A 25,835-nucleotide genomic window follows, 5' to 3' on the forward strand; every position below is an offset into this window, starting at 1 on the left:
TCAGGCTCATATCATTTCCTTAATCTATTGACGTTATTGTCTCAAAATTAAGTGTCCGATGGGATTAGACCAGAACAACTGGCCTTTATTTCTCAGATGACCATGATCAAAAAGTATCAACCATAAGTGGAATATTGCAGCCCATTGAAGATGGGGACTCAACAATTTCGCAAGAAATTATCCCCATAAAAAGCTCTAAAAATAGATTTGGCGTCGACCTGATTCCTGGTCACCCATCATTCTCAATAATTGAGGATCGCCTAGGAGCCGCATGGCACGACCTTCAAGGTGGGGATTTGGGTGGTATTAGGAAAACCAATTGGAACACGTTTTTACGAGATAAAATAAAGGATAGATACGATTTTGTGCTTTATGATCTTGGCCCAAGTCTAGGTTCAATAAATCGGAGTGTATTAATAGGATGTGACAAGTTTATGACTCCTATGGGTACTGACATATTCAGTATTCTAGGAATAAGAAATATTTCTGCTTGGTTAGCATCATGGGTAGAAAGATATGAAAATGGTTTGCAGCTGTGTGAGAAAAACACACCTAAAAGGCTTGGGACTTTTGGCATTTCTTCCGAGCTTTCAATTACTAGTGGGTATGTTGGCTATACCATGCAGCAATATATCACTAAGTCTAAAGGTGGGGTTAGAAGGCCAACGAAGGCTTACGAAAAAATAATTGATAATGTTCCTATAGAGATTGAGAGGTCTCTAAAAAACTATCTGTCACAGAATATGGATACTAATAATTTACCCCTTGGTGACGTACCACACCTTTATAGCCTGATACCTCTAGCTCAATCGGTTTCTTGTCCTCTGTTTGATCTTCAATCGAAGGATGGGCTAGTTGGGTCGCAAGGAAAGCAGAGAGATCAGTATGAAGAGATTCTAGGCTTGATTTGTGACCGACTATTAAGCAATTTAGAGCAAGGTGAATGATATGTGGCCAAAAGCTTTAATTGAAGAACTGGCTTCACGCCGATGTATCGTTTTTTTGGGCGCGGGAGCTTCTGCCGGTAGTAGTAATCAGGATACACCACCTAAAAGCCCACCAACGTGGAAGGAGCTTCTTGATGGAATAAAATCTATTGCTAGCAATGAGGCTTCAAAACCTATTGCAGATAGTTTAATTGCAAAAGAGAAATACTTGGACGCTGCTGAAGTCTTATTCGGGAGTATAAATTCTGCAGACTTTGCGTCATACATCAGAGAGGTTATGGCTGAGCCTAGATACCAAGCTTCAGATATTCACGAATATGTCTTAAACCTAGATCCTAAAATTGTAGTCACAACTAATTATGATGACATATATGACAATTATTGTAAGAGTGGTAAGGAGCAGGGTTTATATAATGTCTGTAAATACTATGAGTCCCACTTGGTCTCAGATTTGAGATCCCCTGTTAGGCAAATCATTAAAGCGCATGGATGTATTACCGACCCTTCAAAAATAGTTCTTACTCGATCGCAGTATTTTCAAGAACGGCAAAACTACCCTAATTTTTACAAGGTTCTTGATGCTTTATTTTTGACAAACACGTTATTGTTCCTAGGTTATAGCTTATCAGACCCTGATATACAGTTGATGTTAGAAAATTCGAATATTACTTACAAAGCTTCTCATCCTCACTATGCGTTAGTGGAGGAAGGAATGGAAGAATCGATAAAAAAAGCATATAAGGAAGCTTACAACATCTATTTTATCGAGTTTCCATCTGGTGATTTTGCTAGGGCAAATGAAATACTTGAAGAGCTTGTTCAGTTAGTAAATACGAGAAGAGAGACGAACCCAGCGTAATGGCTAACGAAGCGATGCTAGGGACAAACCTTCGCTTCGGTTTGGTTTGGCTCAGCTCAGAGCGTGGCGTTACATGTAAACTATAATCAAGTTCACTTGAATTAAAGTGGAAAGGTGTTTGGCATATTATGTTATTAATTGCTGAAGTCATTTCTGTATCCGTATCAATGTCTTATATTAAAAAATTAAGTGAGAATAAATTAGCTCAAGTCCCGATGTCTATTTGGGAGCTGAACCCGCGCCCGCTCTTTTTGTCATGCTCTTTAATGTAGTTGCCATAATGGCGAAACAGCATTTCAGGTCCGTTGTGGCCCATTTGGTCAGCAACCCACCATAGGTTAGCGCCTCGGCTGATCAACATAGTGGCGAAGGTGTGCCTTGCTTGGTAAGGGGGGCGATAGCGCACGTTTGAACGCTCGAGTACCTGCACCCAAATGTTCTTTCTGATTTGTTCTGCACTCGTTAGTGGTTTGCCTTGCTTGGGCTCTTCAAACACGAACTCGCTTTTGGCTTCGGTGATGGCCTGTTGGCTGGTTAGTGCTGCAATGGCCTCTGGCAAGATAATCCTTCCATTCTTAGCCGTAGCTCAATTTTTAAAAGTGTAACTTCGCTTACTCTTTTTTATAAAAGTTTGATGTATAGTGCGGTAAATACTTCTTCATGTTTGACCATTGTGAGGCTCGTTTCTGATGGTTATTTGAAGGAGAGCTTCACACTGCTAGTTTGGTTTTGTGTGGCGATTGGCTCTGGCTTGTGGCCGGATTGCATATCGCACTTCGTCAGTTGCTTCGGCGACGTAAACATTAGGTTACGAATATATGTTTGATCGCTTCATTGTATTTTTTGCCCTTTTTATAGGTGTGTTTCCATTGCATGCTTCAAATAAAGTTTTCCCGCCTGTACCAGACTGGAGACCAAATTTTACTGCTGAGGCTGCAGTGATATTAGAGCAACTGGTGTTTTATACCAATGATCAAAAGGATATGGTGCAATTTAGCAATGGTACGCTGGTGCTGCTGCCTGATAGGTTATCTGATACAGCTGCTTATGATTATGCATTAAAGGTGTTGTCGGATATTTACAATTATCATCCTGATATGAAGCCGATTGCGATGAAAGATGGGAATATTGTGGTGCAATATAATCATCCCGCGGTCAATGTTGTGTTGACAGGTTTCACAGCAAAGCACATGGATGAAATTCGACAGTTACACCTGAATGGGCTCGTGACGGATGAAGTTTTAATCACGCCATTGGGGAATAACATTTTCGATGACTTTGGCATGCAAGCTTTATACGGCAGAGCTTTGATGTTCATGGATGCACAAGATCCTGTGATTATTCGTCTGTATCGTCATGCAAAAGCAAACCAATAATGGTAAGCAAATTGGCAGCTACACCGCCTAAAACCATGGTTCCTACGGTGGTTGCGTAATATAAACGCGATGATGGCTTTGTTTGCGGGGCTAAATAGTCTATGCGAGTGTGATGGACCAAAGTAGCACATTAGCAATGTTTTTGAGTTGCTTTTAGTCACTCGTTAGTAAGACGCGTAATGCGTCATAACCAAATGTTACATTCAAAATAGGAAATAAAATGTTTAAAAAAACGTTAGTTTTATCTTTGGGGCTGTTGGTTTCAAGCCTAGCGAATGCCAATGTTGATGAAACATGTGCGGAAGCTGGCGCTAGATTGAATAAGGTGATTGATGATTGGAATACTTCGGTATTGGACTATTCAACCCCTGAAAAGAATCCTTCGGTTATTGCCATGTATAAGGATTACAAGGACGGCACCCTAGAAGATAATTTTGTCGCGCAATGTAAAGAGAAGTGGGCGATGAATCAGGATATTTTTGAGTGTTTTTCGGGTGTGAGATCTGAGATGGGAGCCTCCATGTGCCGGGCTCCCGAGACCAATGCAAACAACTGGAAGTATTAGCCGTACTTGCGCAGGTCATTGAGTGTGCTGGCTGATTCAAGTTCGCCTTTATCAGCATGTTTTGTTAAACGATTGCTGTTAAAGGCGTTAACTGAAAGAAGAAAATAAAATTTGGCCTTAAATTAGTGAGCATCATTAATATTAAGTGCATCCGTATTCAACGGGCCTAGCCCGAACAAGCAGAAAGCATGGAAAAGGTAATGAAAGTCGCTATGGCAGAGCAAGCCTCAAGGTTTTCTAGGTCGGGGGCTGCTTAATCTTATTAATTTGTGCTGGATATTCGGCAAGCCTTCACGCTGTTTGCATGACTATTATCGCGGGTACAAAGGTAGTAATGGTCGCTAGTTAATTGCCGTACTCGTCAGCGGCTTTTTACTTTATTAGCTTTAGGGGGAAATGATGACTAAAACAGAGCTAGGGTTTTATGTTCGATTAGCAATATTGCTTGTAGTAGTGATAGTTCATATTGCTGCCGATAGTGGCGCAAACTTTAGTGATGGGCTTCAAGAAATCTCTCCAAGCTATTGGATAGCCATCGTATATGGAGCTTATTTTGGCCTGTATGTCGTGACTTTAAGGTGCAAGGCATGCCATTCGCCCATAATTTACAAAGCTATAAACCCTGCACAATGGCGGCTTCCCAAATCGACTTGCAGTAATTGTGGCTCTGGTACCTAGCCTCATACGAGTAGTCTTTGTTGCGCCAAGGAAAATCGCCTACTCAATATATTACAGAGCTTTTGATCTCTCAGGCTGATCGAATAAGCAGTCACAAACCACCGTCTATCGCACTTGGGTACCTATCTATAAGAAGCTGGTTGAGTGGTGCTATACGCACGAAAGTGAGTCTGTGATGCTGTACTCAAGCGTTACGAAAAGAGGCGTTTCGAGACCTTTTTTACACAATTACAACGGTGCATTCTTCCATTTTTGCCAGTATTTCACGGTTGGTGATTTAAATAATTATCGCTTCAATCTATTTAATTCATAACACTTTGATATATAATGAAAAAAATCAACACTGATTATCCTACTGCGTAAAATTTTCCCAGTAAATTAACCCCCTGCGCTTGGTTCGGTGTTTGGTGCTTACGGGCGAAAGTCAGCCTTTAAGCAAAACGCTTGGCTGTCATTAGCAATCAAGTGTTAGAGGGGCAAACTAAGGGGGGTTTACGCCTCGCTTTAACTCGAATTTAAAATAGGATGGTGAAATATGATTGGATGGTTAATTTTAATGCTTGTAACTGTTGTGCCGGTAAAGATTGGTGCGGAGTTATTTGGTGCAGAGAACAAAGGTTTTAAGTTTTGTATATTAGCTGTAATTGTTGGAACGATTTTATCCTTTGCTAGTGTTAGTTTGATAGGTGGTTTTTTAGGCCTTGTTATTGCCTATATATTGGTGTCACTTGTGTATAGTAAAATATTCCTATTCTCGTTTGGTGGTGGGCTAGCTTTTACATTAGGCGTTTTTGTCATTCAAATTGGGGTCGCTCAAGCTTTGACTGATTTTGGTTTACTCATGATGTCATCTGTAGCCTAAATGTTTAATTAAAAATGGTTTAGTGTCAGTCGTGATATAAGTTGTAAATAAACTCTTATGGCACTGTTAATTGCAGGAAGAACTTAGAATGAAATTTTTAGTATTAATAGCCTTGCTCGCTGGAGGCGCATATTTTTACATGGGTAACAAAGAAGAATTTAAAATAAATAACTATCAAGACTTATTGAAAAAAGCAGAAGTAGAACCAGTAACAATGTCAGAAGTGAAATTGGGTTCGAATATGCTTGCCACATTTTTCTGTAATGATGAAAACTTCCAGAAAACTGGGGGGAGCTCTGTTGAAAAGTGTTTGAATACTTACAATACATTTAAATCGATGTGCGAAGATAAAATTTTTGTAGACTTAGAGCAGCGTGTAGTATCTAAGGATGCTGTAACCAAAATAGCAAAAAGATACACGGAATGTGTTGGTATTAAATAAAATGGAAGCGCAGGCCTGCATTCTGCCTTAATTAAATTAAACACAGGAATGTTTCAGGGGATGGACACTGAAAAAAGATGCTATAAAAACCTGACATCTGAAGAAATAGAATTAGCAAAATCCTACTATAAAAAAAGCTGACGAGATATTTGAAAACTTGCCGAATGGGGTTTCAGATGAACTGAAAACGTAAGCTTTCGCAAAACAGAAAGCGATTTTTGATGATTATATTACTCCCCTGATGAAGCTGTCGATAAGTAGATAGCAAGGTGTTTCCCCCCGAGGGAATGCAAAAAATATGATACTGCTTTATCAATCCCATTCAAAAAAATAGCGCTGTTTATCATCGTTATTGCTGTGCTTGTTGCTGGATATCTATTGTATTAGCTTCAGACTCAAAATGATGCCTAAGACAAAAAAGAGTTTTTGTTTGGCTGATTGCAATGAGTTTAGAGCAGCAAAAGTTTTGGCATCTGATGTTTGAGGCGTTATAGAGTAGGAACTACTGATGAGTAAAACTTTGAGTGTCTTGGATAACCGATTGGTGCGCTTGCAAAATGGCACTGACAATATTGGCTCCAAAGTATCTGAAATCATCGGCCAGGCCTGTTGACTTGTTAGTGCTGCAATGGCCTCTGGCAATAACTCAATGTTGCGAATACCGGATGATGTTTTGGGGGCCTTTTGTTCTTGTGCCGTGCCTGTGGGGCCTAAGCTTGCCCAGAGAAGGGACTTAGGATAAATCACTGATCGTGATATTCGCGCAGCGAGCTGCGCTCTTACATTTTCACCCGCGCTTGTGGGACCTGAGCGATATAAAGGCAATAGTGCGATAGCTTAGGGAGTTGATCTGGTTACGTTTTAGCGCGAGTTTAATCCTCGTTCATAAGAGGCATCTGAAAGAAAGCTTGCCTATTGTTAGTTTTAGTAGGGGCATCTTGCAGTTGTTGAATCGATACGGCTAAAAGGCTAGCCAAAATACACAATATTGATTAATCTTATCTCATAATTCGTTTGTTTTGAGATGAAAGTGATGTCGGGTAAGTATTTATCTCCACCAGCGTGCCCATTTGGCACAATTGGTGATGTTTTGTTTGAGATTAGCAATCAGGGGCTTGATCCTTATAACTATGCTAATTATGCCGTCCGATTTACTGACCAGTACCACTCCTTCAACGAGTTTAGGCGTAGAGTTAAGCCAGATTTAGAAGTCAAATATTGTTGGTGGCTAACTCGTCTGGCTCGAGATAACACTTTAATCGACCTCACGCCCTTAGAAGATAAACCATTGCCTCCAGACTTGCCTGAGCAAGTGACCCAAGCTTTGTTGAACACCCCCGAATATACACTATGTTGCCGATTCAATAACTTGCATGAGTTTAGTCGTGTCTTGTCTCAGATAGATCGCTACACCACGCACGGTGCCATGCTGGGTATTTTAGAGCAAATTGGTGAGCGGGCGCATTTTGAGCACTTAGCGAATAATCTAGTGGATGATGAGGCGATTTCGAGTAGTCAATTAGAAGGAGCTGCTACGACAACCATACTCGCTAAAGAGATGATCCGAAAAAAAAGAAAGCCTCGTACTGACGATGAACGGATGATTGTTGGAAACTTTGACCTAATGAAAAAAGCCTGGGAGCTTAAGGATGAGCCGTTTAGCATTGAGCTCATCAGAAATTTACATAGCACCGGAACGAAAACATTAGAGCAAGAAAAATACACATCTGGCGCATTTAGGACAATGGATGATGTTGCGGTTGTCGATGCAGAAGGTGAGATTGTTCATCAACCACCCAAACACGACAGTATTGAGAGGTTGCTTACTCGCGTTGTGAAGTGGCTTAATTCCAATGACAGCGGTGTTCATCCGGTTATTCAAGCTATCACACTTCATTTTGTTATCGGTTATGTGCATCCGTTTCGAGATGGTAATGGAAGAGTCGCTAGAGCTTTGTTTTACTGGTATATGTTTAAATCAGGCTATAGTGGCTTTCGTTATATTGCGATATCAGCACTACTCAAAAAAGCACCAATTCAATATGGTGTAAGCTATTTAGATACGGAACACGATAATTTAGATCTCACGTATTTTATTAAATTTCAGCTAAAGGTGATCAGCCGTGCCATTGATGAATTTGTTTCGGTTTATCAACGCGAGGCAAACCGGATGCAGGAGTTAGAAGAGCTGTATTCTGGTCTAGAAGATATTGAGAGAAAGATCGTTGGGTTTGTTTCAGGTGAGCCTCGTTACCGTAAAAAACCAACGGTAACGGCACGGGAAGTCGAGAGTTTGCTGGGCATTAGCTACAATAACGCCAAGCAAAAATTGGATGGTATGGTCACATCAGGCATTCTCTCTGCTGAGAAGATAGGTAAATCCACCGAATATTTTTTGCAGTAAGAGTGGCAATATCTGTATATGGCTACAGTATCGTGGTTAATAAGCTCAAGGTGATTAGTTGTTGTCGAGCAATGAGTTAAGCATATTCGATGAGGACGGTATTAGACCCACTTTTAGACCAAAAGGTTTGAAGACTTTATTCAATATGTCTGTTTTGTAATTACCACGATCATTCTCTATATCCGAGAGTGTTTTTCGGGACACATCGACGAGCTTGGCGTAAACATCTTGCTTTAAACCTAGCACATTGATTCGAAGCTCTTTTAGTGCCTGGCCTTGAGTTAGTTCGCCGAATAACAGTTGTTTAACTATTTGATTGACTATCTTGCTGCGTTCGGCTGCTTTTGTCGGTAGGGTCTTTTTTGATGCTCTTTGAGACGTTCGTGATCCAGTGTTAACAGCATCAGCTTTGACCTTGTCATCACTTTTTATCTGTTGGACGCTTGTGTTTTGTTTGCGATTTTGTCGAAGGTGATTGACGACGTCATTTACAGACTCTTTGGATGAATTGGTATGATTGCTCATAACAGCCCCCACTTTTTCAATTTTTCAGGGATGTGATTAAATCCAATCGCGGGCATTTCTATGATCTGCTCTGGAACCCCACGAGCTATCAGTCTTTGTTTAAGCTCAAGGCATTTTTGTGTGGTATTTTTAAGCTCGCTAAGTAAAAACTCACTCGGCACAAGATCAGACAGTGATTCTGCAATACCGATAAAATTGTAAGTGCCACCAATTTCTAGTGGTGCTTTCCATTTTGTCGTTCTTGGGATGCCTTCGGGATCGGCTTTCATTGGGGCAAAATCGTAGATAGGGGCTAACTTAATATAACCATCACCTTTTAAGAATGAGGTGTTTCTACCATAGGAAATGAAATGACAGCAATATCTAGCCATTCACCTTTGATAAAAGCTTGTATGGTTAATTCTTCCACCGAGAACTCCAGTCTATTAATGAGTAGTATGGTACTCATTAGGCTTAATTTGATCAATTAATGTATAAAATATTACGCATTAATAGATAAGGAAGCCTGTAGACCAGAGCTTGCTCAGGGAATGGGCTTAGGATAAGTCATCAATCGTGATATTCGCGCAGCGAGCTGCTCCTCTATATTTTCACCCGCGCCTTTGGTGATAGCGCCTCGTCTATGGGACCGCAAATATTCAGGATTATCATTGTAACTGTATGCCAATGAAAGAGTTGCTTTCTGCTTGTGTGGTTGAAGCGAAATAAGCGCTGGGTGATTGACATTGGCGGTGTGAACAGTCTTCATGTTTCCTGTCTTGCAAGGTGGTCATATTTCCCCTCGAGTAGTAAAACAAACCTAAATCCGCATAAATGTGCGAGGAAACCAAGCAATATGAATGATTAGTTCTAGCCGCAATAACGCGATTAGAATCTGCAAACACTCAAGCCATTGTCGCTGCCACGGGTATCCCTGAGCGAAAAGTGCAATCAGCCGCTAATGCATTAGTAAAAAATTTGGGTGAGATATTCAAAGAGATCGGCCTGTAGGCACTTGATATCTGAACTGCCAACTACCTGATTTTGCGAGGGTTAAGTCACGCATGTTTAGTACCTACTTTTAGTACCAACAGCTTACACACAAAATTACAGATAAAAAAAAGGCGTTAACTCAATGAGTTATCGCCTTTTCTATAGATTGGTGGAGCTGGCGGGAGTTGAACCCGCGTCCGAAAAACCTACATCCTCGGTACTACATGCTTAGTTAGTCTTTTAGTTAACCACCGCAACTCCGACTAACAGGATTTGAAATGGCGAGCCTGATACTATTTCGCGGTTCAGCCTCAGACAAGCTTCCCTCGCTATTCTATGTAGATGACCTTCCTGAACCCTGCCCATAGAAGAGACCTGGGAGGAAGGCTAGCTAGCCTAAGCTGCTAGAGCGTAGTTATCGTCGTTTGCAACTATAACTTTTGCGGCTTTTTTACGAGGCCAGCCGCACCTCGGCATGCACCTTGGGTTTCGTGAATCTCGTCGAATCCTAAATCAGCCCCAAGTTGTTACAGGCAGTTTACAAGAAACTGTCACATCTAGAAAGCACTATCTTACTTTATGTTTCATTGTGCGTTCTTTTTGTACTTGCCACTCGCGATCTTTAATGTCGGCACGCTTGTCGTGGTCTTTTTTACCTTTAGCCAAGGATATTTCAAGCTTGACCCAGTTTTGCTTCCAGTACATTGCGGTTGCAACAAGGGTGTAACCTTGTCTTTCAACTTTACCAATGAGGGTTTCTAGCTCTTTGCGCTTAAGTAATAAACGACGGCTGCGCATGGGTTCACAAACCACATGAGTAGAAGCTTTATCAAGAGGAACGATGGTCGCTGCTAACAAAAAAGCTTCGCCATTTTTTAAGAAGACGTAGCTATCAGCGATGTTTGCTTTACCTGCGCGTAGAGATTTTACTTCCCAACCTTGCAGTTCAAGACCGGCTTCCATTTTACTTTCTAAATGAAATTCATGACGCGCCTTTTTGTTAAGGGCGATGGTATTTGAGCCGGATTTTGTTTTTGAGTTCTTTTTAGCCATAGCTGCGTATTATATTCTATTCGGCTGGTATGAGAAAGCAGTAGCATAAATGAAAAAGGTGAAATAAAGGAGTGTTATGGTGTCATATTGGGGTATTTATTTGATGTTAAGATAGTAAAGAGCATTATTTTGCGTTTTTGTTGAATGCTATTTTGTATTTGATGGAAAAAATCGCCGATTTTGTTTTATTGTCGGGTAAAATAGTTTTTTTGTGTTGAGAGCAGTGGAAATGGCACAGATTTCAAAATCGGCACTGGTGATGTTTAGTGCCACTGAAATGTTTGATTTAGTTAATGATGTTAATGCGTATCCCGAGTTTCTTCCGGGCTGTTCAGGCAGTGCAGTGTTGGCACACTCCGATAATTTGATGCGCGCATCAGTTAATGTTGCTAAGGCTGGCATTAAAAAAACATTCACTACCGAGAATATTTTGGTGCCTAGCGAGCGCATTATTATGCAGTTGGTTGATGGCCCATTTAAGCATCTTCGCGGTGGCTGGACCTTTACTCCCCTTGACGATAAGGCTTGTAAAGTGGCGCTGGATTTAGAATTTGAATTCAGTAGTAAATTGGTTGAAGTGGCATTTGGCCGAGTATTCCACGATTTATGCCACGCTATGATTAAAGCCTTCACTGAGCGAGCCAAAGAGGTATATCGTGTCTGAACTGACAATTAAGGTTGAAGTCGCTTATGCAACGCCCGAAAAACAAAAAATTATTGCTTTGAATGTTGAAAAAGGGCTGACCATTAAAGAGTGTATTTTGCGCTCTCATATCCACCATGTCTTCCCTGAGATCGATGTTGATAAGGCCAAGGTAGGGATTTTTAGTCGTCCGGCTAAGCTCACGGATGAAGTTCAAAACCTTGACCGAATTGAGATATACCGTCCTTTAATTGCTGATCCTAAAGAAATGCGTAAGTTACGCGCGCAGCGCGCGAAGGAAGAAGGCCGGGCTGATAAAACCACTGGTGGACGAGTGACTCCGCGTGGTAATACAGAAAAATAAGTTAAGTCATTTTACTTATTAAAAAAGCGAGCTAGGCTCGCTTTTTTAATACTGAATGTTACTCAGCTGTGTACTTAACTAGGTTTTTTAATTTGTTAAGCTTTGGTCGCTAAATTTTTCAGTGATTGCTGGGTCGCCTGAAACACGAATAAGCTTTTCGTTGCCAAACACTAGCTCCATTTGCGATTGTTCTAATTTTTCACCGCCGGGCTTGAAGTAATATAGGTAGTACCATTTATTACTATCAAATGTGTCGATCAGCATCGGAGAGCCCATAACATAGCTAACTTGCTCTTTAGTCATGCCTAGACTGAGTTTATCGATTTGCTCCGCCTCAACGAAATTGCCTTGAGCAACGTCAATTTGGAATACGATCTTGTCATAGATAGCAGAGCAGCCGCTAAGAGAAAGTGAGAATGCTGCAGCAGCGATAAGGCTTTTTAGTCGCATAGATCCGTTTCATTAAGGTGAATATCAGCGGCAAATCATACCCAGTCTGGTGCTGGAAGTAAAAACTTGCCGTGATTATTTTCATTATCTAGCGCAAATTTATTGAATTTATCGCGCTTATTTCTTGGTTTAGGCTTATATGTGGGCTACTGAATTAATAACTCTTGTGCGTTGGCTAGGGTTTTTTCGGTAATGGCGTCGCCACCTAATAGCCTTGCTAGCTCTTCTAGTCTTTGCTCAGGTTTGAGTGCATGCATTGATGTTTGTGTGCTGGTGCCATCGGTTTCTTTGCTGACAAACATTTGTTGATGGCCGTGGCCTGCGACTTGCGGTAGATGAGTGACACAAAATACCTGAGTGGTTTCACCTAGTTTTCGCAATAGCTTGCCAACCACTGAGGCGGTTGCGCCACTGATGCCGACGTCAACTTCATCAAAAATCATGGTTGGAGTTGAGGCTTTTTGCGAAGTGATCACTTGTAGCGCTAAGCTGATGCGTGATAATTCGCCTCCCGAGGCAACTTTACCTATGCTCTGCAAGGGTTGGCCGGGGTTTGTGGTGACGCTGTAGTTTACGGTATCTATGCCCATTGATGTTATTTCTGCATTTTCATCGGCGAGCACATCAATTAAAAATTGCCCTGACGGCATGCTTAATTGGTGCATGCTTTCACTGATTTTTTGGCTAAGTTCTTCGGCATAGCGTTGGCGACTTTGGCTCAGCTTTTTGGCCTCTTCTAGGTAGCTGGCACGTACATTCGCCAGTTCTTTTTCTAGCTGGGCCGCTCGCTCTTCTGAGTTTGAGATACCGTCGAGTTCTTTTGCTAACTCTTGATGCTTTTTACATAGCTCTTCTGGTGGTACTTGATGCTTGCGGGCAAGCTGCATAGCCTGGCTTAAGCGGTTGTCTAGGTAGTTAAATTGCTCAGGATCCATTTCTAAGCTTTCACAATAATTTCTGAGTTGCGAGCTGGCTTCTTCAACTTGAATGATGGCTTCTTGTAGTATGCTGGTGATTTCAGATAAAGCAGGATCATTATCTGCTTGGCTTTCTACGCGGTTTGCCGACATTTGCAGTAAGCTGAGTGCGTTCACTTCATCGTTTTCATAAAGGATGTCTAGCCCTGCTTGGCATTGTTCCATTAGGGTTCCGCTATTTGCTAACTTTTTGTGTTCTTGCTCAATTTCTTCAAATTCATTAGGTTGCAGTGCAAACTCGTCAAGCTCTTGTACTTGATACTCTAATAGTTGTTTACGGGCTTCGTTTTCAGCTTGTTGTTGCTGTAGATGGCGCAGCTCTTTATTCAGAAACTGCCAACCTTGATAGTTGTCTTTAACTTTGCGTAATAGAGCCTTATGGCCGGCATAACCGTCCAGTAATTGCATTTGCACATCTGGACGAAGCAAGGTTTGATGTGCATGTTGGCCGTGAATGTGTACTAACAATTGGCCTAGGTTTTTAAGCTGGGAAAGCGGAACGGGAATGCCATTGATATAGCCACGCGATCGGCCCTCATGGGTCACTGTGCGGCGTAAAATACAGTCGTTTTCGTTTTCTAGCTCGTTGTCTTGCAGCCAACGTTGTGCGGCTGGGATGTGCTGTAAGGAAAATCGTGCAATGATCTCAGCTTTTTTTGCGCCGGGGCGCACCATGTGGGCATCGGCGCGGTCGCCTAAGCAAAGGCCTAAGGCATCAATGGCGATGGATTTACCGGCACCTGTTTCGCCAGTAATGCTGGTCATGCCACCAGAAAGCTCTAATTCTAAAAACTTTACAATCGCAAAGTTGGTTACGGTTAGCTGAGTTAACATATACAAAATCCATTCAATACAAACACTGTATAAAAAAGCAGTATAGACTGTTTTTTTATACAGTAAAGTGTCTGAGTGAATTTTATTCTCTAAAAATAAACAGGGTGACCATATTTGTAATATTGGTCACATGGCGCATTGCGCTTGTTGATTAAAAGGGTTTCTTTTCCCAGCCCAGTTTTTGTTGCAATACACTGAAGTAGCTGTAGTTACTGGGGTGAACCAGCTTTAATTTATGGGAATGTTTTTTGATCACCACTTCATCACCTGGCTCGACAGGCAGCGTAACATGGCCATCGCAGCTAACTTGCATGGCTGCTTGGTTATGAGGTGAGACGACTAAACGTACATGTGAGTTTGCATCAAGCACAATAGGGCGACTGCTTAAGGTGTGTGGAAACATCGGCACTAGGGTGATGGCGTCAAGATTTGGCGTTAAAATTGGGCCGCCACCTGAGAGTGAATAGGCCGTTGAGCCTGTTGGCGTTGACACTATCATGCCATCGGCACGTTGGTGCAGCATAAAGCTGCCATTGACGTACACTTCAAATTCAATCATGTGGGCGATTTTGTCTGGGTGCAACACGGCTTCATTCACCGCTGTTTGCCGGCTTTGTGGTACTCCTTTGCGAAATACTTCTGCTTCTAATAAAAAGCGGTATTCGGTTTGGTAGTTGCCCTGTAATACTTGATTGAGTGGCTCTTCAAATTCATCAGGGTCTAAATCCGTTAAAAAACCGAGGTTGCCACGGTTAACGCCGATCACCGCCACGTCGTGTTGTGACAAAATTCGCGCCGCACCAAGCATGTTGCCGTCGCCACCAACCACTATCGCCAAATCGACATGAAGCCCCAAGGTGTCAACATCCATCGCTTCGCTATCTACAATATCAAGTTCAGCCGCTACCAAGGTTTCAATAATGACCCGATAGCCTCTTTGCTTCAAATAATGGTGCAGGGCTTTTAAGGTTTGATTTGCACCTAAATGATTAGGTTTACCAATTAAGCCGATGGAGTTAAATTTTACCGTCATCTAGTCAACTTTCTATTGGGTTGGGCACGTTAAGTGGTGCTAATTAAACAATAATGAAAGGGCTTGCTTAATCTAGCAAGGGTTTTCTTTTCAGCAAGGTTGAAACTGCTAGAGTGATCCCCATAATAAGGGGCAATGTGTTTTAGTTAATATCTCAATGGAGTAAACATGAGCAGCGAAGATAAAAACCTATCACCAGAAGAGCAAGCAGTGGACGTTGAACAAGTCGCCCAAGAAGGTGAAGTTCTGGCAGCCGATGCTGCAGACGCTGTGGAAGGTGAGTTTGAAACAGGTGAAGATGCGCGTATCGCTGAGTTAGAGAAAAAGCTAGCCGCAGCTGAAGAAAAAATTGCCGAACAAAAAGATTCAGTGGTCCGTGCTGCCGCTGAAGTGCAAAACATCCGTAGCCGTACCGCTAAAGATGTAGAAAAAGCACATAAGTTTGCGTTGGATAAATTTGCTGCTGAACTATTACCTGTTATCGATAACATGGAACTGGCATTGAGTCATGCTGACCATGAAAACGACGATCTTAAGCCAATGATTGAAGGGGTTGAATTAACCCTTAAGGCGATGCTGAGTTCTGTTGAGAAATTCGGTGTTGTTGCGATAGACCCTAAAGACGCCCCGTTTGATCCAGAAAAGCATCAAGCCATGAGTATGCAAGAAATCCCGGGCGTGCCTGCTAATACTGTGATTGCAGTGATGCAAAAAGGGTATGAGTTAAACGGCCGTGTGATTCGTCCGGCAATGGTAATGGTATCAAAAGGCGCTGCCGCGCCAAGCTCTGTTGATACCCAAGCTTAATTGTTAAATCTAAGCTGAAACCGTTTCTATAAATCGATGCCAGTAATTCCTTTGGGTTACTGGCATTTTTTTGTTTACGCTATCCCTAATGCAAGCCGTTATCATTTGCAAGGTCATTGCGGCTAGTTTGCGGGCAAGTTAGCTAAAAAAAGGTGTCAAAACGGTTTTTTCTCACTCTATATCGGAAATATTTTCAATTTTTTTTCATTTCCCCCTTGAAGCGCTTTTTCACAACCCCATATAGAGTGCATAGACGGAACAGCACGAAGCAAAATTGCTCTTGCTACCTTCCACAGTGAACATAAATTATTATTGGAGATTGCCTAATGGGTAAAATTATTGGTATTGACTTAGGTACAACAAACTCTTGTGTTGCGATCCTAGACGGTGACACGGCTAAAATTATTGAGAACGCTGAAGGTCATCGTACTACTCCGTCAATCATTGCTTACGCAGAAGACGGCGAAACATTAGTAGGTCAGCCTGCAAAACGTCAATCTGTAACCAACCCAGAGAACACCTTATTCGCAATCAAGCGTCTAATTGGTCGTCGTTTTGAAGATGAAGAAGTTCAGCGTGACATTAAAATCATGCCTTACAAAATCATCAAAGCTGACAACGGTGATGCATGGGTATCTGCTCGTGGTAAAAACATGGCGCCACCACAAGTGTCTGCTGAAATCTTGAAAAAGATGAAGAAAACGGCAGAAGACTACTTAGGTGAGAAGGTAACTGAAGCGGTAATTACCGTACCAGCTTACTTCAATGACTCACAACGCCAAGCAACTAAAGATGCGGGTCGTATCGCAGGCCTAGACGTTAAACGTATTATCAACGAGCCAACAGCGGCAGCATTTGCTTACGGTGTTAACTCAACTAAAGGTGATAGCGTTGTTGCGGTATACGATTTAGGTGGTGGTACATTCGATATCTCTATCATCGAAATTGATGAAGTAGATGGTGAGAAAACATTCGAAGTACTTGCAACTAACGGTGACACGCACTTAGGTGGTGAAGATTTCGATAACCGCGTAATTAACTACTTAGTATCTGAGTTTAAGAAAGATCAAGGCTTTGACTTAACAACTGATCCACTTGCAATGCAACGTCTAAAAGAGGGTGCTGAAAAAGCAAAAATCGAGCTTTCTTCTGCGCAACAAACAGATGTTAACTTGCCATACATCACAGCTGATGCATCAGGTCCTAAACACCTTAACATCAAGCTAACTCGCTCTAAATTAGAGTCGCTAGTTGAAGACATGGTTGAAGCAACTCTTGAACCACTTCGCATTGCGCTACAAGATGCTGACTTATCAGTAAGCGACATCAACGACGTGATTCTAGTGGGTGGTCAAACACGTATGCCACTGGTACAGAAGAAAGTGTCTGAGTTCTTCGGTAAAGAAGCGCGTAAAGACGTTAACCCTGATGAAGCAGTAGCGATGGGCGCAGCGATTCAAGGCGGCGTACTATCAGGTGACAAAACTGACGTATTACTACTAGACGTTACACCACTTTCTCTAGGTATTGAGACAATGGGTGGCGTAATGACTAAGGTTGTTGATAAAAACACCACGATCCCAACTAAGGGTTCACAAGTGTTCTCAACCGCTGATGACAACCAAAGTGCGGTAACTGTTCACGTACTTCAAGGTGAGCGTAAGCGTGCCGGTGACAACAAATCTCTAGGTCAATTTAACCTAGAAGGTATTCGTCCTGCGCAACGTGGTGTGCCACAAATCGAAGTAACCTTCGACCTAGATGCTGATGGTATCTTACACGTATCGGCGAAAGACAAAGATACAGGTAAAGAGCAGAAGATTACTATCCAAGCAAGCTCAGGTTTGTCTGATGATGAAATCAACAAGATGGTTGCTGAAGCAGAAGCGAACGCAGAATCTGATAAGAAATTTGAAGAGTTAGTACAAACGCGTAACCAAGCTGATGGCATGGTTCACGCAACACGCAAGCAAGTTGAAGAAGCGGGCGATGCACTCGGTGCGGAAGATAAAGAGAAAATCGAAGCCGCTGTGACTGAACTTGAAGAAGCTGCACGTGGTGAAGACAAAGAAGCCATTGAAGCAAAAACTCAAGCGTTAATGGAAGCTTCACAAAAGCTAATGGAAATTGCTCAGCAAAAAGCGCAAGCAGAGCAAGGCCAAGGTGGCGAGCAAGCTGAACAAGGTGGTCAGGCTAAGCAAGATGACGATGTTGTTGATGCTGAATTTGAAGAAGTAAAAGACGACAAGAAGTAATTAACTTTATAATGAGTTAGTTATTGCGGGTGTTGGGTAACCAACACCCGTGTGTGTTTCCAGCGACGTATCAAAGAAGTAATAGTGAATCATGTCTAAACGCGATTATTATGAAGTACTCGGCCTTGGCAGAGATGCCAACGAGAAGGACGTAAAAAAAGCCTACAAACGTCTGGCGATGAAGTTTCACCCTGATAGAACTAAGGGTGACAAAGATTCGGAAGATAAGTTTAAAGAGGTTAAAGAAGCCTACGAAGTGCTAAGCGATCCTCAGAAAAAAGCGGCCTACGACCAATTTGGCCACGCAGGTGTGGATCCAAATCGCGGTGGTGGCGGTGGTCATCAAGATTTCGGCGATATTTTCGGTGATGTTTTTGGTGATATCTTCGGTGGTGGTGGCCGTCGTGGTGGTCAGCAACGCCCACAACGTGGTTCTGACTTGCGCTACAATATGGAACTTACCCTAGAAGAAGCGGTAAGAGGTATTTCCAAAGAAATCAAAATTCCAAGTTTAGTGCATTGTGAGCAATGTAATGGCTCTGGTGCCAAAGCAGGCACCCAAGCAAGTACTTGTGGTACTTGTCATGGTCAAGGCCAAGTGCAAATGCGCCAAGGCTTTTTTGCAGTGCAACAGGCTTGTCCTACTTGTCGCGGCAAAGGCAAAATCATTAAAGATCCATGTAGCAAATGTCATGGTGAAGGTCGTTACGAGCGCACCAAAACCTTATCCGTTAAAATTCCTGCGGGTGTTGATACTGGCGATCGTATTCGCCTATCTGGCGAAGGTGAAGCGGGTGAAAGTGGCGCACCAGCTGGTGACTTATACGTACAAGTGCATGTTAAAGAACATGAAATATTTGTCCGTGATGGCAGCAACTTATATTGTGAGGTGCCAATCGGCTTTGTTGAGGCTGCATTGGGTGGTGAAATTGAAGTACCTACCCTTGATGGTCGAGTGAAGTTGAAGATACCTGCTGAAACGCAAACTGGCAAAATGTTCCGTATGCGTGGTAAAGGGGTTAAATCGGTACGCGGTGGTGTAGTGGGTGATTTATTGTGTAAGGCTTATGTCGAAACGCCAATCAAATTATCTGATGAGCAAAAAGACTTGTTAATGCAGTTTAACGAGACACTGAAAGGCTCAAAGGGCAACAAACACAAGCCGAAAGAAGAAGGCTTTTTTGCGGGCGTGAAAAAGTTTTTTGATGATTTGACCAAGTAGTCTTTCATTTTATCGAGAAAATGCCACTTAGCTGTGGCATTTTTTTTGTCTGAATTTCGATTTATCTAGGCAGTTAACTAGGTAAAAAGTTGTTAATTATTTACATAAAAAACCAATATTGGGCTTTAACGGGTGTTTATTTGTGTAATAAGACAACAAATGTGATTTTTTAGCCCTTAAATTGGCGCAAGTCACTTTTTTTTTTTTACAGATTAATACAATGGCAATATTTTAGTCTGGCCAATATTGCAGTAGCATCGCATCGTTTTTCCCCGATGGCCACAAGACGATCGAATTGAATCAGGAGTGATATATGTTATATGGATTTGACCTAGGTGGAACCAAGATAGAGTTCTCGGTCTACGATCAGCAATTGAATTTACTTTCTAATCAGCGTGTCGCTACGCCTGCGAATGATTACGAAGCTTTTTTGAACATTTTTGCTGGTATGGTAAAGCAAGCTGATAAAGAATTTGGTTGTCGAGGTATGGTTGGAATTGGTTTTCCTGGTGCTATTAATACCGCTAATGACACGCTAATTTGTGCCAACTTACCGGGTATGAATGGTAAGCCGCTGCGTCATGATTTAGAAAAACTCATTGATCGCCGCGTTGCGCTGCAAAACGATGCTAACTGTTTTTTGATTTCAGAGTGTTACGGTGGCTCTGCTGATGGCTGTCAAAATGTATTAGGTGTCACACTGGGAACTGGTGTTGGCGGCGCACTGTTTGTAAATGGCGACGTGGTGAATGGGTTAAACTTCTTTGCTGGTGAAATTGGTCATTACTGTATTCCTGCAACGATGACAGAGAAGTACCCCGACCTACCGCTATTTATTAGTGGATTAGGTCATGCCGGTTCGTTTGAAACTTATGCATCAGGTACTGGCTTAGGTAACATCTATAACCATTTTGCTGACCAGCCTGCTAAGGGCCCTGAGATTCTGGAACTGTACCGCAGCGGTGATGCGGTTGCGGTGAAAGCGGTGGATATTTACCTTGAGGTACTTGCCGCGGGTTTATCAACATCAATCATGGTACTTGATCCTGAAGCTATCGTATTTGGCGGTGGCTTAGCTGCTTTTGAAGAAATATACCCCGAATTAGAAAAGCGTTTACCCGCTAAGCTGATCCCAAATGTACGCCTGCCAAAGCTTTGCCAAGCTAAATTTGGCGGTGCTGGGGGCGTGCGCGGTGCTGCGTTACTTAATTATCGCAAATAAAGGTTAAACATCTTTCATAAATGACATTTTATGGCGTTGCGCACACGTTTTTTTGCATAACTTTAGTATGCTGTTAACGGCGATATGGATAGTCGAAATCAAACAAAGGGCCGTTGCGGCCCTTTTTTTTAAACTTAATTTTGAAGCGTTAAGGTTGAATAATGAAGGTAGAAGTCTGTATTGATAATTTTGAGTCGTTGCAAATAGCGCAGCGAGCTGGCGCCAGTCGTATAGAGTTGTGTAGTGCGTTAGCTTTAGGCGGGATTACGCCGAATATGGGCTTTATTCAGCAAGCAGTTAAGTTTGCACAGATCCCTATTTATGTGATGATCCGCCCACGTGCGGGCGATTTTTATTACAGTGAGGATGAGTTAGAAATCATGCTCAAGGATATTTACAACGCGAGAATTGCCGGCGCTCAAGGTGTGGTGTTTGGTGTGTTAGACAAACAAGCTAATGTTGATCGCCAAGTGCTAAAAGCGTTAATGGAGCAAGCGGGGCAAATGGGGGTTACCTTTCACCGTGCCATAGACTTAGCGGGTAATTATGAAGCCGCTTTAGACACGATTATTGAGGCCGGATGTGAGCGCATTCTTACTTCAGGCCAAGCGAATAATGCACTTAATGGGGTGAGTGTTATTCAAAAAATGGTACGGCAAGTCGGCACTCGCTTATCTGTGATGCCGGGTGCAGGTATCAATGCTGATAATGTGGCTGAAATTGTGGCCTTAACAGGGGTTAGTGAAGTGCATCTTTCGGGTAAAACATCGCGACCTAGTTATATGAATTTGCCAAGTTCAGTGGCAAAAATGGGCGCAATGGATGACTTCAACCTAGGCATTACTGGTGAGGACAATATCAAGTCCGTCTGCCAAATATTGAATGTACCTGCGGCGCAATAATCATCTATACCTAACAACTTCAGCATGCCGAATTTTGAACCTTTAATTACCTTCAGTTTCAGGAGAAAGGCGAAATAAATTCTTGCGAAATAGGCACCTTGAAATTAGTTAGCATCTGCAGCCTTAAGATAGGTGAGCTAAGGTCGAAAAGTGAGATGAGATTTGTTAGACTGCTCCTTTTTAAACAATCTGGAATAGATAATGTCTGAAAACAAATTCGCTTCAACAGAAGCAAAAGTAAGCTACGGTATTGGTCGTCAACTAGGTGAGCAACTTGCTGCAAACCCATTCGATGGTTTAGTTGTGACAGCTGTACAAGAAGGCTTAGCAGATGCATTCTCTGGTCTTGAAAGCCAAGTTGAAGAGTCTGCATTACACGAAGCATTCCAGATCATTGCTGCTGAAATTCAAGCTAAGCAAGCTGAGCAAGGTAAAGAGCTAGCAGCGGCTGGCGAAGCATTTTTAGCTGAAAATGCTAAACGTGAAGGTGTAGTTGTAACGGCATCTGGCTTACAGTACGAAATCATCAATGCTGGTGAAGGCGAAAAACCAACAGCAGATTCTACTGTTCGTACTCATTACCACGGTCAACTTGTTGACGGCACGGTATTTGATAGCTCAGTACAACGTGGTGAACCAGCTGAATTCCCAGTAGGCGGTGTTATTGCTGGCTGGACTGAGGCATTACAACTTATGCCTGTTGGTGCAAAATACAAGCTATACATTCCACACGGCTTAGCTTACGGCGAGCGCGGTGCGGGTAATGCTATTGCACCTTTCTCTGCACTTGTATTTGAAGTAGAGCTACTAGAAATCGTTGCTTAATTGTTACGGTAAGTAGTTACTAAACAAAACCTAGCTTCGGCTAGGTTTTTTTATGCTTAGCGTTTATCAATAAAAAGCCCTGCAATGCAGGGCTTGATAAGGTTTGGTTAGTTTGGGCTAATTATAGCTTTTTCCAAACACCCCATTCTCCACCTTTACCAGGCTCATCACCTTGAGTCCACCACTTAGCTTCATATGTTGCGCCATTGTGGCTTACTTGCATTTTTCCTGTGTACACTTTACTTGCATCCCAAGCTGGAATACCAGGCACTGGCGTTGGCTCAGCAGTTGGTACAGGCGTTGGCTCAGCAGTTGGCACTGGCGTTGGCTCAGCAGTTGGTACAGGCGTTGGCTCAGCAGTTGGCACTGGCGTTGGCTCAGCAGTTGGCACTGGCGTTGGCTCAGCAGTTGGCACTGGCGTTGGCTCAGCAGTTGGTACTGGCGTTGGCTCAGTTGTTACTACTTCTTCCCAAGGTCCCCACTGTGCTGTACCTGGCTCTTGGCCTTGGTTCCACCACTTAGATCTCCAGTTTTTGCCATTATGGCCAACAATTGCACCTTTTTCATAGCTTAAGCCTGACTCCCATGCTTTAGCTGTTGGCTCGCCACCTTTTTTCTTATCAATTTTGAAAGATAGGGTACGGCCTTCAATAGTGTAAACGCTGTTTGTTGTCGCGTCTTTCACTGGAGCAATGTTACCGTTAGCGTCAGCTACGCCAACTTTAGCGAGTTGAGATTGCGCATTAATTGCAACGGCTAAATCATAAGCCCATTGTTCTGGTGCAGTATTGGCTGCAGTAATGTCGAGACGAATCGTTTCTGCATCGCTAAAGTTTTCATCAAATAGACGGAAAACAACATAATCACCAGCAACTAGTTCAGTATTTGCAATAAGGTGTCCTGCATTTTGCCAACCTAAAATAGGCTGAACAAAGTCAACATCAATACAGGTGTAGAATGCTTCAGGGCTGTCGGCACGTTGCCAAACATTATAGATAACGTGTTTGCCTTCGCGATCAGGTAGAGGACAAGTCATCTTGTAGCGTTTGTTTGGCTCAAGTGGAACTTCACCGCCTAGGCGACAAAACTCTTCAAGATCGCTCCATTTTAAAGGCTCTAATGGATTGTAACCTGGCTTAGTGACGTAAAAAATCCAGTCTTTGGTGCGATGAGGGGCTGGCTCTCCGTTAAAAATAAATTCGTAATTGCCATTTTCATCAGCATGTATAGGCGTTGCTGACCAGTCATTACGAACGAGATCTAGGCCATCATAATAGCTGTTACCGCCACTACATAGTTTGCCATCTGGAACTACTGCTAGATGGTCGCTGTTAGCACCGCCTTGAGCGACACCGCTCCAATCGTAAAAAGTCGATTTACCACTGACTTTAGATGCGGCTAAACAGGCTTCGTCTTGTAGATTTTCAATGTCACCTTGAGCACAGTTGTAAACGCGGCTTAAGGGCTTTTCCATGCTGCCGTGGGCAAGCACAGTTGAAGGGGTAAGTATTGCGCCAAGGGCAGCAATAATAGATGCACTTAGCATCCCTTTGTTAAATTTCATAACTATATCCTTTAGTTACGGTAAATTGAGAAAGGTTATTTATAAATACCATCAGGCCAGGGTGGCTAACCTTAGCCTCGGCTTATTGGCTAAATAAACCGAATAGATATTTTCGGTTTTTATGGTATGTCTGTAAACATTTTGTTTCAATTATGTGTGTTTTTTGCGCGATAGGTCGAAATCTATCGCAATGCAAACAAAAAAATAGCGGTGTTTTTATAGTCGATCTATTTTGCTGTGCGCAATTTTTAGGTAAACTGCGCAAAACTTGATTTAGATCAAAAACGGAGAGCACACTGTGAGCAACGGAAATTTTAAAGAAGTATACAATATTAAGCATTTTTTAGGTTTTATCTTAGCATTAGGAATCCCAACTCTTCCTATGTCTTTAACTCTAATTAATATGTTTTCTTAATATCCCGTTGTGACAGTTAGCGAGGATCGAATTTTAAGGCGCTTAGGCGCCTTTTTTTATGTCCGAAATTTACATTAATTAGCGTTAAAAGGGCTTAATTTCTCTAGCTTTATTGTTAAAAATAACGCTTTTGTATAGAAAAACGCTTCTAAGCTTAATAATTTAAACTTTTGTCTGTTTTTATGCCTTGCTTTTATGCATAAAAATGCATCTCTTACTGGGTTTTATTATATCCTTTTTATAGTTCTAGCACGTGACTAAAGGGGTGAGTTCCTATTATTGTGTTGATATATGCTGGTTTTTTAGAGCAATCATCTATTCTTTGATGGCTATTTGAATTTCTATAAATAAGCTTAAATTTCATTAGCCATGAAGGCCATTAATCTGTAAAATGCGCGCAATTTGCCAAATTTTATCACTGACAAGTAAATCCGTGTTTTTACATGGTTGTCTTTGAGTAAGTTTTTGTTTTTTATTGTTATTTTTGCTTTTATGGAGGTCATCTTGAGTAATTCCGCCATACTGGTCCTAGAAGATGGGACAGTATTTAAGGGCGTGTCTATCGGCGCCGAAGGTAGCTCAGTGGGTGAAGTTGTTTTTAATACTTCGATGACAGGTTATCAAGAGATCCTTACCGATCCTTCTTATGCCCGTCAAATCGTCACTTTGACTTACCCTCACATTGGTAACACTGGTACTAATGATGAAGATGAAGAATCCTCACAAATACACGCATGTGGCCTAGTCATTCGCGACTTACCTTTATTAGCAAGCAACTTTCGCAACCAAGCTTCTTTAAGTGAATACTTAAGCAAGCGTGGTGTGGTTGGTATTGCTGATATCGACACTCGTAAGCTAACACGTATTTTACGAGAGAAAGGCGCGCAAGCGGGTTGTATCATGGCAGGCGAAAGCCTTGATGAGGCGAAAGCACTGGCTGAAGCGAAAGCTTTCCCTGGTCTGAAAGGCATGGATTTAGCAAAAGAAGTAACTTGTGACTCGGTACATGAGTGGAAACAAGGTAGCTGGACGCTAACCGGTGGTTTACCAGCTGATGCGACTGATAGCCGTTTCCATGTGGTTGCATATGACTTTGGCGCCAAACGCAACATTTTGCGTATGCTTGTTGACCGCGGTTGTCGTCTTACTGTTGTGCCTGCGCAAACGCCAGCCAAAGATGTATTAGCAATGAACCCTGATGGCGTGTTCTTATCAAATGGCCCTGGTGACCCTGAGCCATGTACTTACGCCATTGAAGCAATTAAAGAAATTTTAACCACTGAGATTCCGGTATTTGGTATCTGTTTAGGTCACCAATTATTGGCTCTAGCCAGTGGCGCAAAAACAATAAAAATGAAATTTGGCCATCACGGTGCTAACCACCCAGTTAAAGACCAAGATCGTAATGTTGTGATGATCACCAGTCAAAACCACGGTTTTGCTGTGGAAGAGGCCGCATTACCAGATAACTTGCGTGCAACTCACAACTCATTGTTTGATGGTTCTTTACAAGGTATTCACCGTACAGATAAGCCTGCGTTTAGCTTCCAAGGTCACCCTGAAGCAAGCCCAGGCCCACATGATGCGGCACCATTGTTTGATCATTTCATTGAACTTATCGAAAAATATAAAGCGTAAC

24 protein-coding genes and 1 other RNA gene are annotated in these 25,835 nt (G+C 42.4%); 16 read left to right on the forward strand and 9 right to left on the reverse strand.

The features are described 5' to 3' along the window. The first annotated feature begins 134 nt into the window (after nucleotides 1–134). Both K1M91_RS17265 and K1M91_RS17270 read left to right on the forward strand, forming a co-directional pair. Nucleotides 135–947, forward strand: a complete 813-nt coding sequence (locus K1M91_RS17265) for an AAA family ATPase (protein ID WP_232803508.1) — start codon at nucleotides 135–137, stop codon at nucleotides 945–947. A 1-nt stretch (nucleotide 948) separates the two neighbouring features. Further along, complete coding sequence (locus tag K1M91_RS17270; RefSeq protein WP_232803509.1) at nucleotides 949–1,806, forward strand: SIR2 family protein; 858 nt, start codon at nucleotides 949–951, stop codon at nucleotides 1,804–1,806. A gap of 205 nt (nucleotides 1,807–2,011) precedes the next feature. Here the strand turns inward: K1M91_RS17270 and K1M91_RS17275 are convergent, their stop codons facing one another. Continuing rightward, entirely contained in the window at nucleotides 2,012–2,365 is a 354-nt protein-coding gene (locus K1M91_RS17275; protein ID WP_232803510.1) for a tyrosine-type recombinase/integrase, read from the reverse strand. A 259-nt stretch (nucleotides 2,366–2,624) separates the two neighbouring features. On the opposite strand from K1M91_RS17275, the gene K1M91_RS17280 reads away from it, so the two are divergent. From K1M91_RS17280 to K1M91_RS17300, 5 genes are all read left to right on the forward strand, one after another. Then, on the forward strand, nucleotides 2,625–3,182 hold the full coding sequence (locus K1M91_RS17280) for a hypothetical protein (RefSeq protein ID WP_232803511.1): 558 nt from the start codon (nucleotides 2,625–2,627) through the stop codon (nucleotides 3,180–3,182). A 220-nt stretch (nucleotides 3,183–3,402) separates the two neighbouring features. Next, a complete protein-coding gene (locus K1M91_RS17285) occupies nucleotides 3,403–3,747 on the forward strand; it encodes a hypothetical protein (protein WP_232803512.1) in 345 nt (114 codons plus the stop codon). Nucleotides 3,748–4,960: 1,213 nt separating this feature from the next. Beyond that, complete coding sequence (locus K1M91_RS17290; RefSeq protein ID WP_232803513.1) at nucleotides 4,961–5,287, forward strand: hypothetical protein; 327 nt, start codon at nucleotides 4,961–4,963, stop codon at nucleotides 5,285–5,287. Nucleotides 5,288–5,375: 88 nt separating this feature from the next. After that, nucleotides 5,376–5,729 (forward strand): hypothetical protein, encoded by a 354-nt coding sequence (locus K1M91_RS17295; protein WP_232803514.1) that lies wholly within the window; start codon nucleotides 5,376–5,378, stop codon nucleotides 5,727–5,729. Between the two features lie 1,024 nt (nucleotides 5,730–6,753). Further along, a complete protein-coding gene (locus K1M91_RS17300; RefSeq protein WP_232803515.1) occupies nucleotides 6,754–8,133 on the forward strand; it encodes a Fic family protein in 1,380 nt (459 codons plus the stop codon). A 54-nt stretch (nucleotides 8,134–8,187) separates the two neighbouring features. Here K1M91_RS17300 and K1M91_RS17305 read toward each other — a convergent pair whose 3' ends face one another. The 4 genes from K1M91_RS17305 to smpB all read right to left on the reverse strand — a co-directional run bounded on the left by K1M91_RS17305 (nucleotide 8,188) and on the right by smpB (nucleotide 10,683). Then, entirely contained in the window at nucleotides 8,188–8,658 is a 471-nt protein-coding gene (locus K1M91_RS17305; RefSeq protein WP_232803516.1) for a helix-turn-helix transcriptional regulator, read from the reverse strand. Then, a complete protein-coding gene (locus tag K1M91_RS17310) occupies nucleotides 8,655–9,029 on the reverse strand; it encodes a hypothetical protein (protein ID WP_232803517.1) in 375 nt (124 codons plus the stop codon). The genes K1M91_RS17305 and K1M91_RS17310 overlap by 4 nt, the downstream gene beginning before the upstream one ends. A 768-nt stretch (nucleotides 9,030–9,797) precedes the next feature. After that, nucleotides 9,798–10,151, reverse strand: a transfer-messenger RNA (tmRNA) gene (ssrA, locus tag K1M91_RS17315). A 46-nt stretch (nucleotides 10,152–10,197) separates the two neighbouring features. After that, the gene (smpB, locus tag K1M91_RS17320) at nucleotides 10,198–10,683 is read right to left on the reverse strand and encodes an SsrA-binding protein SmpB (RefSeq protein WP_232803518.1); all 486 of its coding nucleotides are present in this window, start codon (nucleotides 10,681–10,683) and stop codon (nucleotides 10,198–10,200) included. A gap of 229 nt (nucleotides 10,684–10,912) precedes the next feature. On the opposite strand from smpB, the gene K1M91_RS17325 reads away from it, so the two are divergent. Together K1M91_RS17325 and K1M91_RS17330 are read left to right on the forward strand one after the other, a co-directional pair. Further along, nucleotides 10,913–11,347, forward strand: coding sequence for an SRPBCC family protein (locus K1M91_RS17325; protein ID WP_232803519.1), 435 nt, complete (start codon nucleotides 10,913–10,915; stop codon nucleotides 11,345–11,347). After that, complete coding sequence (locus K1M91_RS17330; RefSeq protein WP_232803520.1) at nucleotides 11,340–11,690, forward strand: RnfH family protein; 351 nt, start codon at nucleotides 11,340–11,342, stop codon at nucleotides 11,688–11,690. Before K1M91_RS17325 ends, K1M91_RS17330 begins: the two co-directional genes overlap by 8 nt. Before the next feature lie 87 nt (nucleotides 11,691–11,777). On the opposite strand, the gene bamE is transcribed toward K1M91_RS17330, so the two are convergent. The 3 genes from bamE to nadK all read right to left on the reverse strand — a co-directional run bounded on the left by bamE (nucleotide 11,778) and on the right by nadK (nucleotide 14,984). Continuing rightward, nucleotides 11,778–12,140 carry an outer membrane protein assembly factor BamE gene (bamE, locus tag K1M91_RS17335; protein ID WP_232803521.1) on the reverse strand — a complete coding sequence of 121 codons (363 nt, stop codon included), beginning with the start codon at nucleotides 12,138–12,140 and terminating at the stop codon, nucleotides 11,778–11,780. A 146-nt stretch (nucleotides 12,141–12,286) separates the two neighbouring features. Continuing rightward, a complete protein-coding gene (recN, locus tag K1M91_RS17340) occupies nucleotides 12,287–13,951 on the reverse strand; it encodes a DNA repair protein RecN (protein ID WP_232803522.1) in 1,665 nt (554 codons plus the stop codon). A gap of 151 nt (nucleotides 13,952–14,102) precedes the next feature. Beyond that, nucleotides 14,103–14,984, reverse strand: a complete 882-nt coding sequence (gene nadK, locus K1M91_RS17345; RefSeq protein WP_232803523.1) for an NAD(+) kinase — start codon at nucleotides 14,982–14,984, stop codon at nucleotides 14,103–14,105. A 168-nt stretch (nucleotides 14,985–15,152) separates the two neighbouring features. Here nadK and grpE point away from each other — a divergent pair, with 168 nt between their 5' ends. The 6 genes from grpE (at nucleotide 15,153) to K1M91_RS17375 (ending at nucleotide 22,217) form a co-directional block, all read left to right on the forward strand. Next, complete coding sequence (gene grpE, locus K1M91_RS17350) at nucleotides 15,153–15,791, forward strand: nucleotide exchange factor GrpE (protein WP_232803524.1); 639 nt, start codon at nucleotides 15,153–15,155, stop codon at nucleotides 15,789–15,791. A 326-nt stretch (nucleotides 15,792–16,117) separates the two neighbouring features. Then, the gene (dnaK, locus tag K1M91_RS17355) at nucleotides 16,118–18,046 is read left to right on the forward strand and encodes a molecular chaperone DnaK (protein ID WP_232803525.1); all 1,929 of its coding nucleotides are present in this window, start codon (nucleotides 16,118–16,120) and stop codon (nucleotides 18,044–18,046) included. Between the two features lie 91 nt (nucleotides 18,047–18,137). Then, entirely contained in the window at nucleotides 18,138–19,268 is a 1,131-nt protein-coding gene (gene dnaJ, locus K1M91_RS17360; protein ID WP_232803526.1) for a molecular chaperone DnaJ, read from the forward strand. Nucleotides 19,269–19,581: 313 nt separating this feature from the next. Next, on the forward strand, nucleotides 19,582–20,490 hold the full coding sequence (locus K1M91_RS17365; RefSeq protein WP_232803527.1) for an ROK family protein: 909 nt from the start codon (nucleotides 19,582–19,584) through the stop codon (nucleotides 20,488–20,490). 161 nt (nucleotides 20,491–20,651) lie between these two features. Next, on the forward strand, nucleotides 20,652–21,392 hold the full coding sequence (locus tag K1M91_RS17370) for a copper homeostasis protein CutC (protein ID WP_232803528.1): 741 nt from the start codon (nucleotides 20,652–20,654) through the stop codon (nucleotides 21,390–21,392). Nucleotides 21,393–21,593: 201 nt separating this feature from the next. Then, a complete protein-coding gene (locus K1M91_RS17375; protein WP_232803529.1) occupies nucleotides 21,594–22,217 on the forward strand; it encodes an FKBP-type peptidyl-prolyl cis-trans isomerase in 624 nt (207 codons plus the stop codon). A 121-nt stretch (nucleotides 22,218–22,338) separates the two neighbouring features. Here K1M91_RS17375 and K1M91_RS21450 read toward each other — a convergent pair whose 3' ends face one another. Further along, nucleotides 22,339–23,781, reverse strand: a complete 1,443-nt coding sequence (locus tag K1M91_RS21450) for a lytic polysaccharide monooxygenase (protein ID WP_282561179.1) — start codon at nucleotides 23,779–23,781, stop codon at nucleotides 22,339–22,341. Nucleotides 23,782–24,688: 907 nt separating this feature from the next. Here K1M91_RS21450 and carA point away from each other — a divergent pair. Next, nucleotides 24,689–25,834, forward strand: coding sequence for a glutamine-hydrolyzing carbamoyl-phosphate synthase small subunit (carA, locus tag K1M91_RS17390; protein WP_232803555.1), 1,146 nt, complete (start codon nucleotides 24,689–24,691; stop codon nucleotides 25,832–25,834). The last annotated feature ends 1 nt before the right edge of the window (nucleotide 25,835 follow it).

Origin of the sequence: Motilimonas sp. E26 (assembly GCF_021278025.1) — a bacterium.
Classification (GTDB): Bacteria; Pseudomonadota; Gammaproteobacteria; order Enterobacterales; family CBDFNC01; genus Motilimonas.

What these genes read in the sequence shown, in the direction of transcription:
- K1M91_RS17270 (WP_232803509.1), top strand. Translation starts at nt 949, where the DNA reads ATGTGGCCAAAAGCTTTAATTGAAGAACTGGCTTCACGCCGATGTATC.
- K1M91_RS17280 (WP_232803511.1), top strand. Translation starts at nt 2,625, where the DNA reads ATGTTTGATCGCTTCATTGTATTTTTTGCCCTTTTTATAGGTGTGTTT.
- K1M91_RS17285 (WP_232803512.1), top strand. Translation starts at nt 3,403, where the DNA reads ATGTTTAAAAAAACGTTAGTTTTATCTTTGGGGCTGTTGGTTTCAAGC.
- K1M91_RS17290 (WP_232803513.1), top strand. Translation starts at nt 4,961, where the DNA reads ATGATTGGATGGTTAATTTTAATGCTTGTAACTGTTGTGCCGGTAAAG.
- K1M91_RS17295 (WP_232803514.1), top strand. Translation starts at nt 5,376, where the DNA reads ATGAAATTTTTAGTATTAATAGCCTTGCTCGCTGGAGGCGCATATTTT.
- K1M91_RS17300 (WP_232803515.1), top strand. Translation starts at nt 6,754, where the DNA reads ATGAAAGTGATGTCGGGTAAGTATTTATCTCCACCAGCGTGCCCATTT.
- K1M91_RS17305 (WP_232803516.1), bottom strand. Translation starts at nt 8,658, where the DNA reads ATGAGCAATCATACCAATTCATCCAAAGAGTCTGTAAATGACGTCGTC.
- K1M91_RS17310 (WP_232803517.1), bottom strand. Translation starts at nt 9,029, where the DNA reads ATGGCTAGATATTGCTGTCATTTCATTTCCTATGGTAGAAACACCTCA.
- smpB (WP_232803518.1), bottom strand. Translation starts at nt 10,683, where the DNA reads ATGGCTAAAAAGAACTCAAAAACAAAATCCGGCTCAAATACCATCGCC.
- K1M91_RS17325 (WP_232803519.1), top strand. Translation starts at nt 10,913, where the DNA reads ATGGCACAGATTTCAAAATCGGCACTGGTGATGTTTAGTGCCACTGAA.
- bamE (WP_232803521.1), bottom strand. Translation starts at nt 12,140, where the DNA reads ATGCGACTAAAAAGCCTTATCGCTGCTGCAGCATTCTCACTTTCTCTT.
- recN (WP_232803522.1), bottom strand. Translation starts at nt 13,951, where the DNA reads ATGTTAACTCAGCTAACCGTAACCAACTTTGCGATTGTAAAGTTTTTA.
- nadK (WP_232803523.1), bottom strand. Translation starts at nt 14,984, where the DNA reads ATGACGGTAAAATTTAACTCCATCGGCTTAATTGGTAAACCTAATCAT.
- grpE (WP_232803524.1), top strand. Translation starts at nt 15,153, where the DNA reads ATGAGCAGCGAAGATAAAAACCTATCACCAGAAGAGCAAGCAGTGGAC.
- dnaK (WP_232803525.1), top strand. Translation starts at nt 16,118, where the DNA reads ATGGGTAAAATTATTGGTATTGACTTAGGTACAACAAACTCTTGTGTT.
- dnaJ (WP_232803526.1), top strand. Translation starts at nt 18,138, where the DNA reads ATGTCTAAACGCGATTATTATGAAGTACTCGGCCTTGGCAGAGATGCC.
- K1M91_RS17365 (WP_232803527.1), top strand. Translation starts at nt 19,582, where the DNA reads ATGTTATATGGATTTGACCTAGGTGGAACCAAGATAGAGTTCTCGGTC.
- K1M91_RS17370 (WP_232803528.1), top strand. Translation starts at nt 20,652, where the DNA reads ATGAAGGTAGAAGTCTGTATTGATAATTTTGAGTCGTTGCAAATAGCG.
- K1M91_RS17375 (WP_232803529.1), top strand. Translation starts at nt 21,594, where the DNA reads ATGTCTGAAAACAAATTCGCTTCAACAGAAGCAAAAGTAAGCTACGGT.
- K1M91_RS21450 (WP_282561179.1), bottom strand. Translation starts at nt 23,781, where the DNA reads ATGAAATTTAACAAAGGGATGCTAAGTGCATCTATTATTGCTGCCCTT.
- carA (WP_232803555.1), top strand. Translation starts at nt 24,689, where the DNA reads ATGGAGGTCATCTTGAGTAATTCCGCCATACTGGTCCTAGAAGATGGG.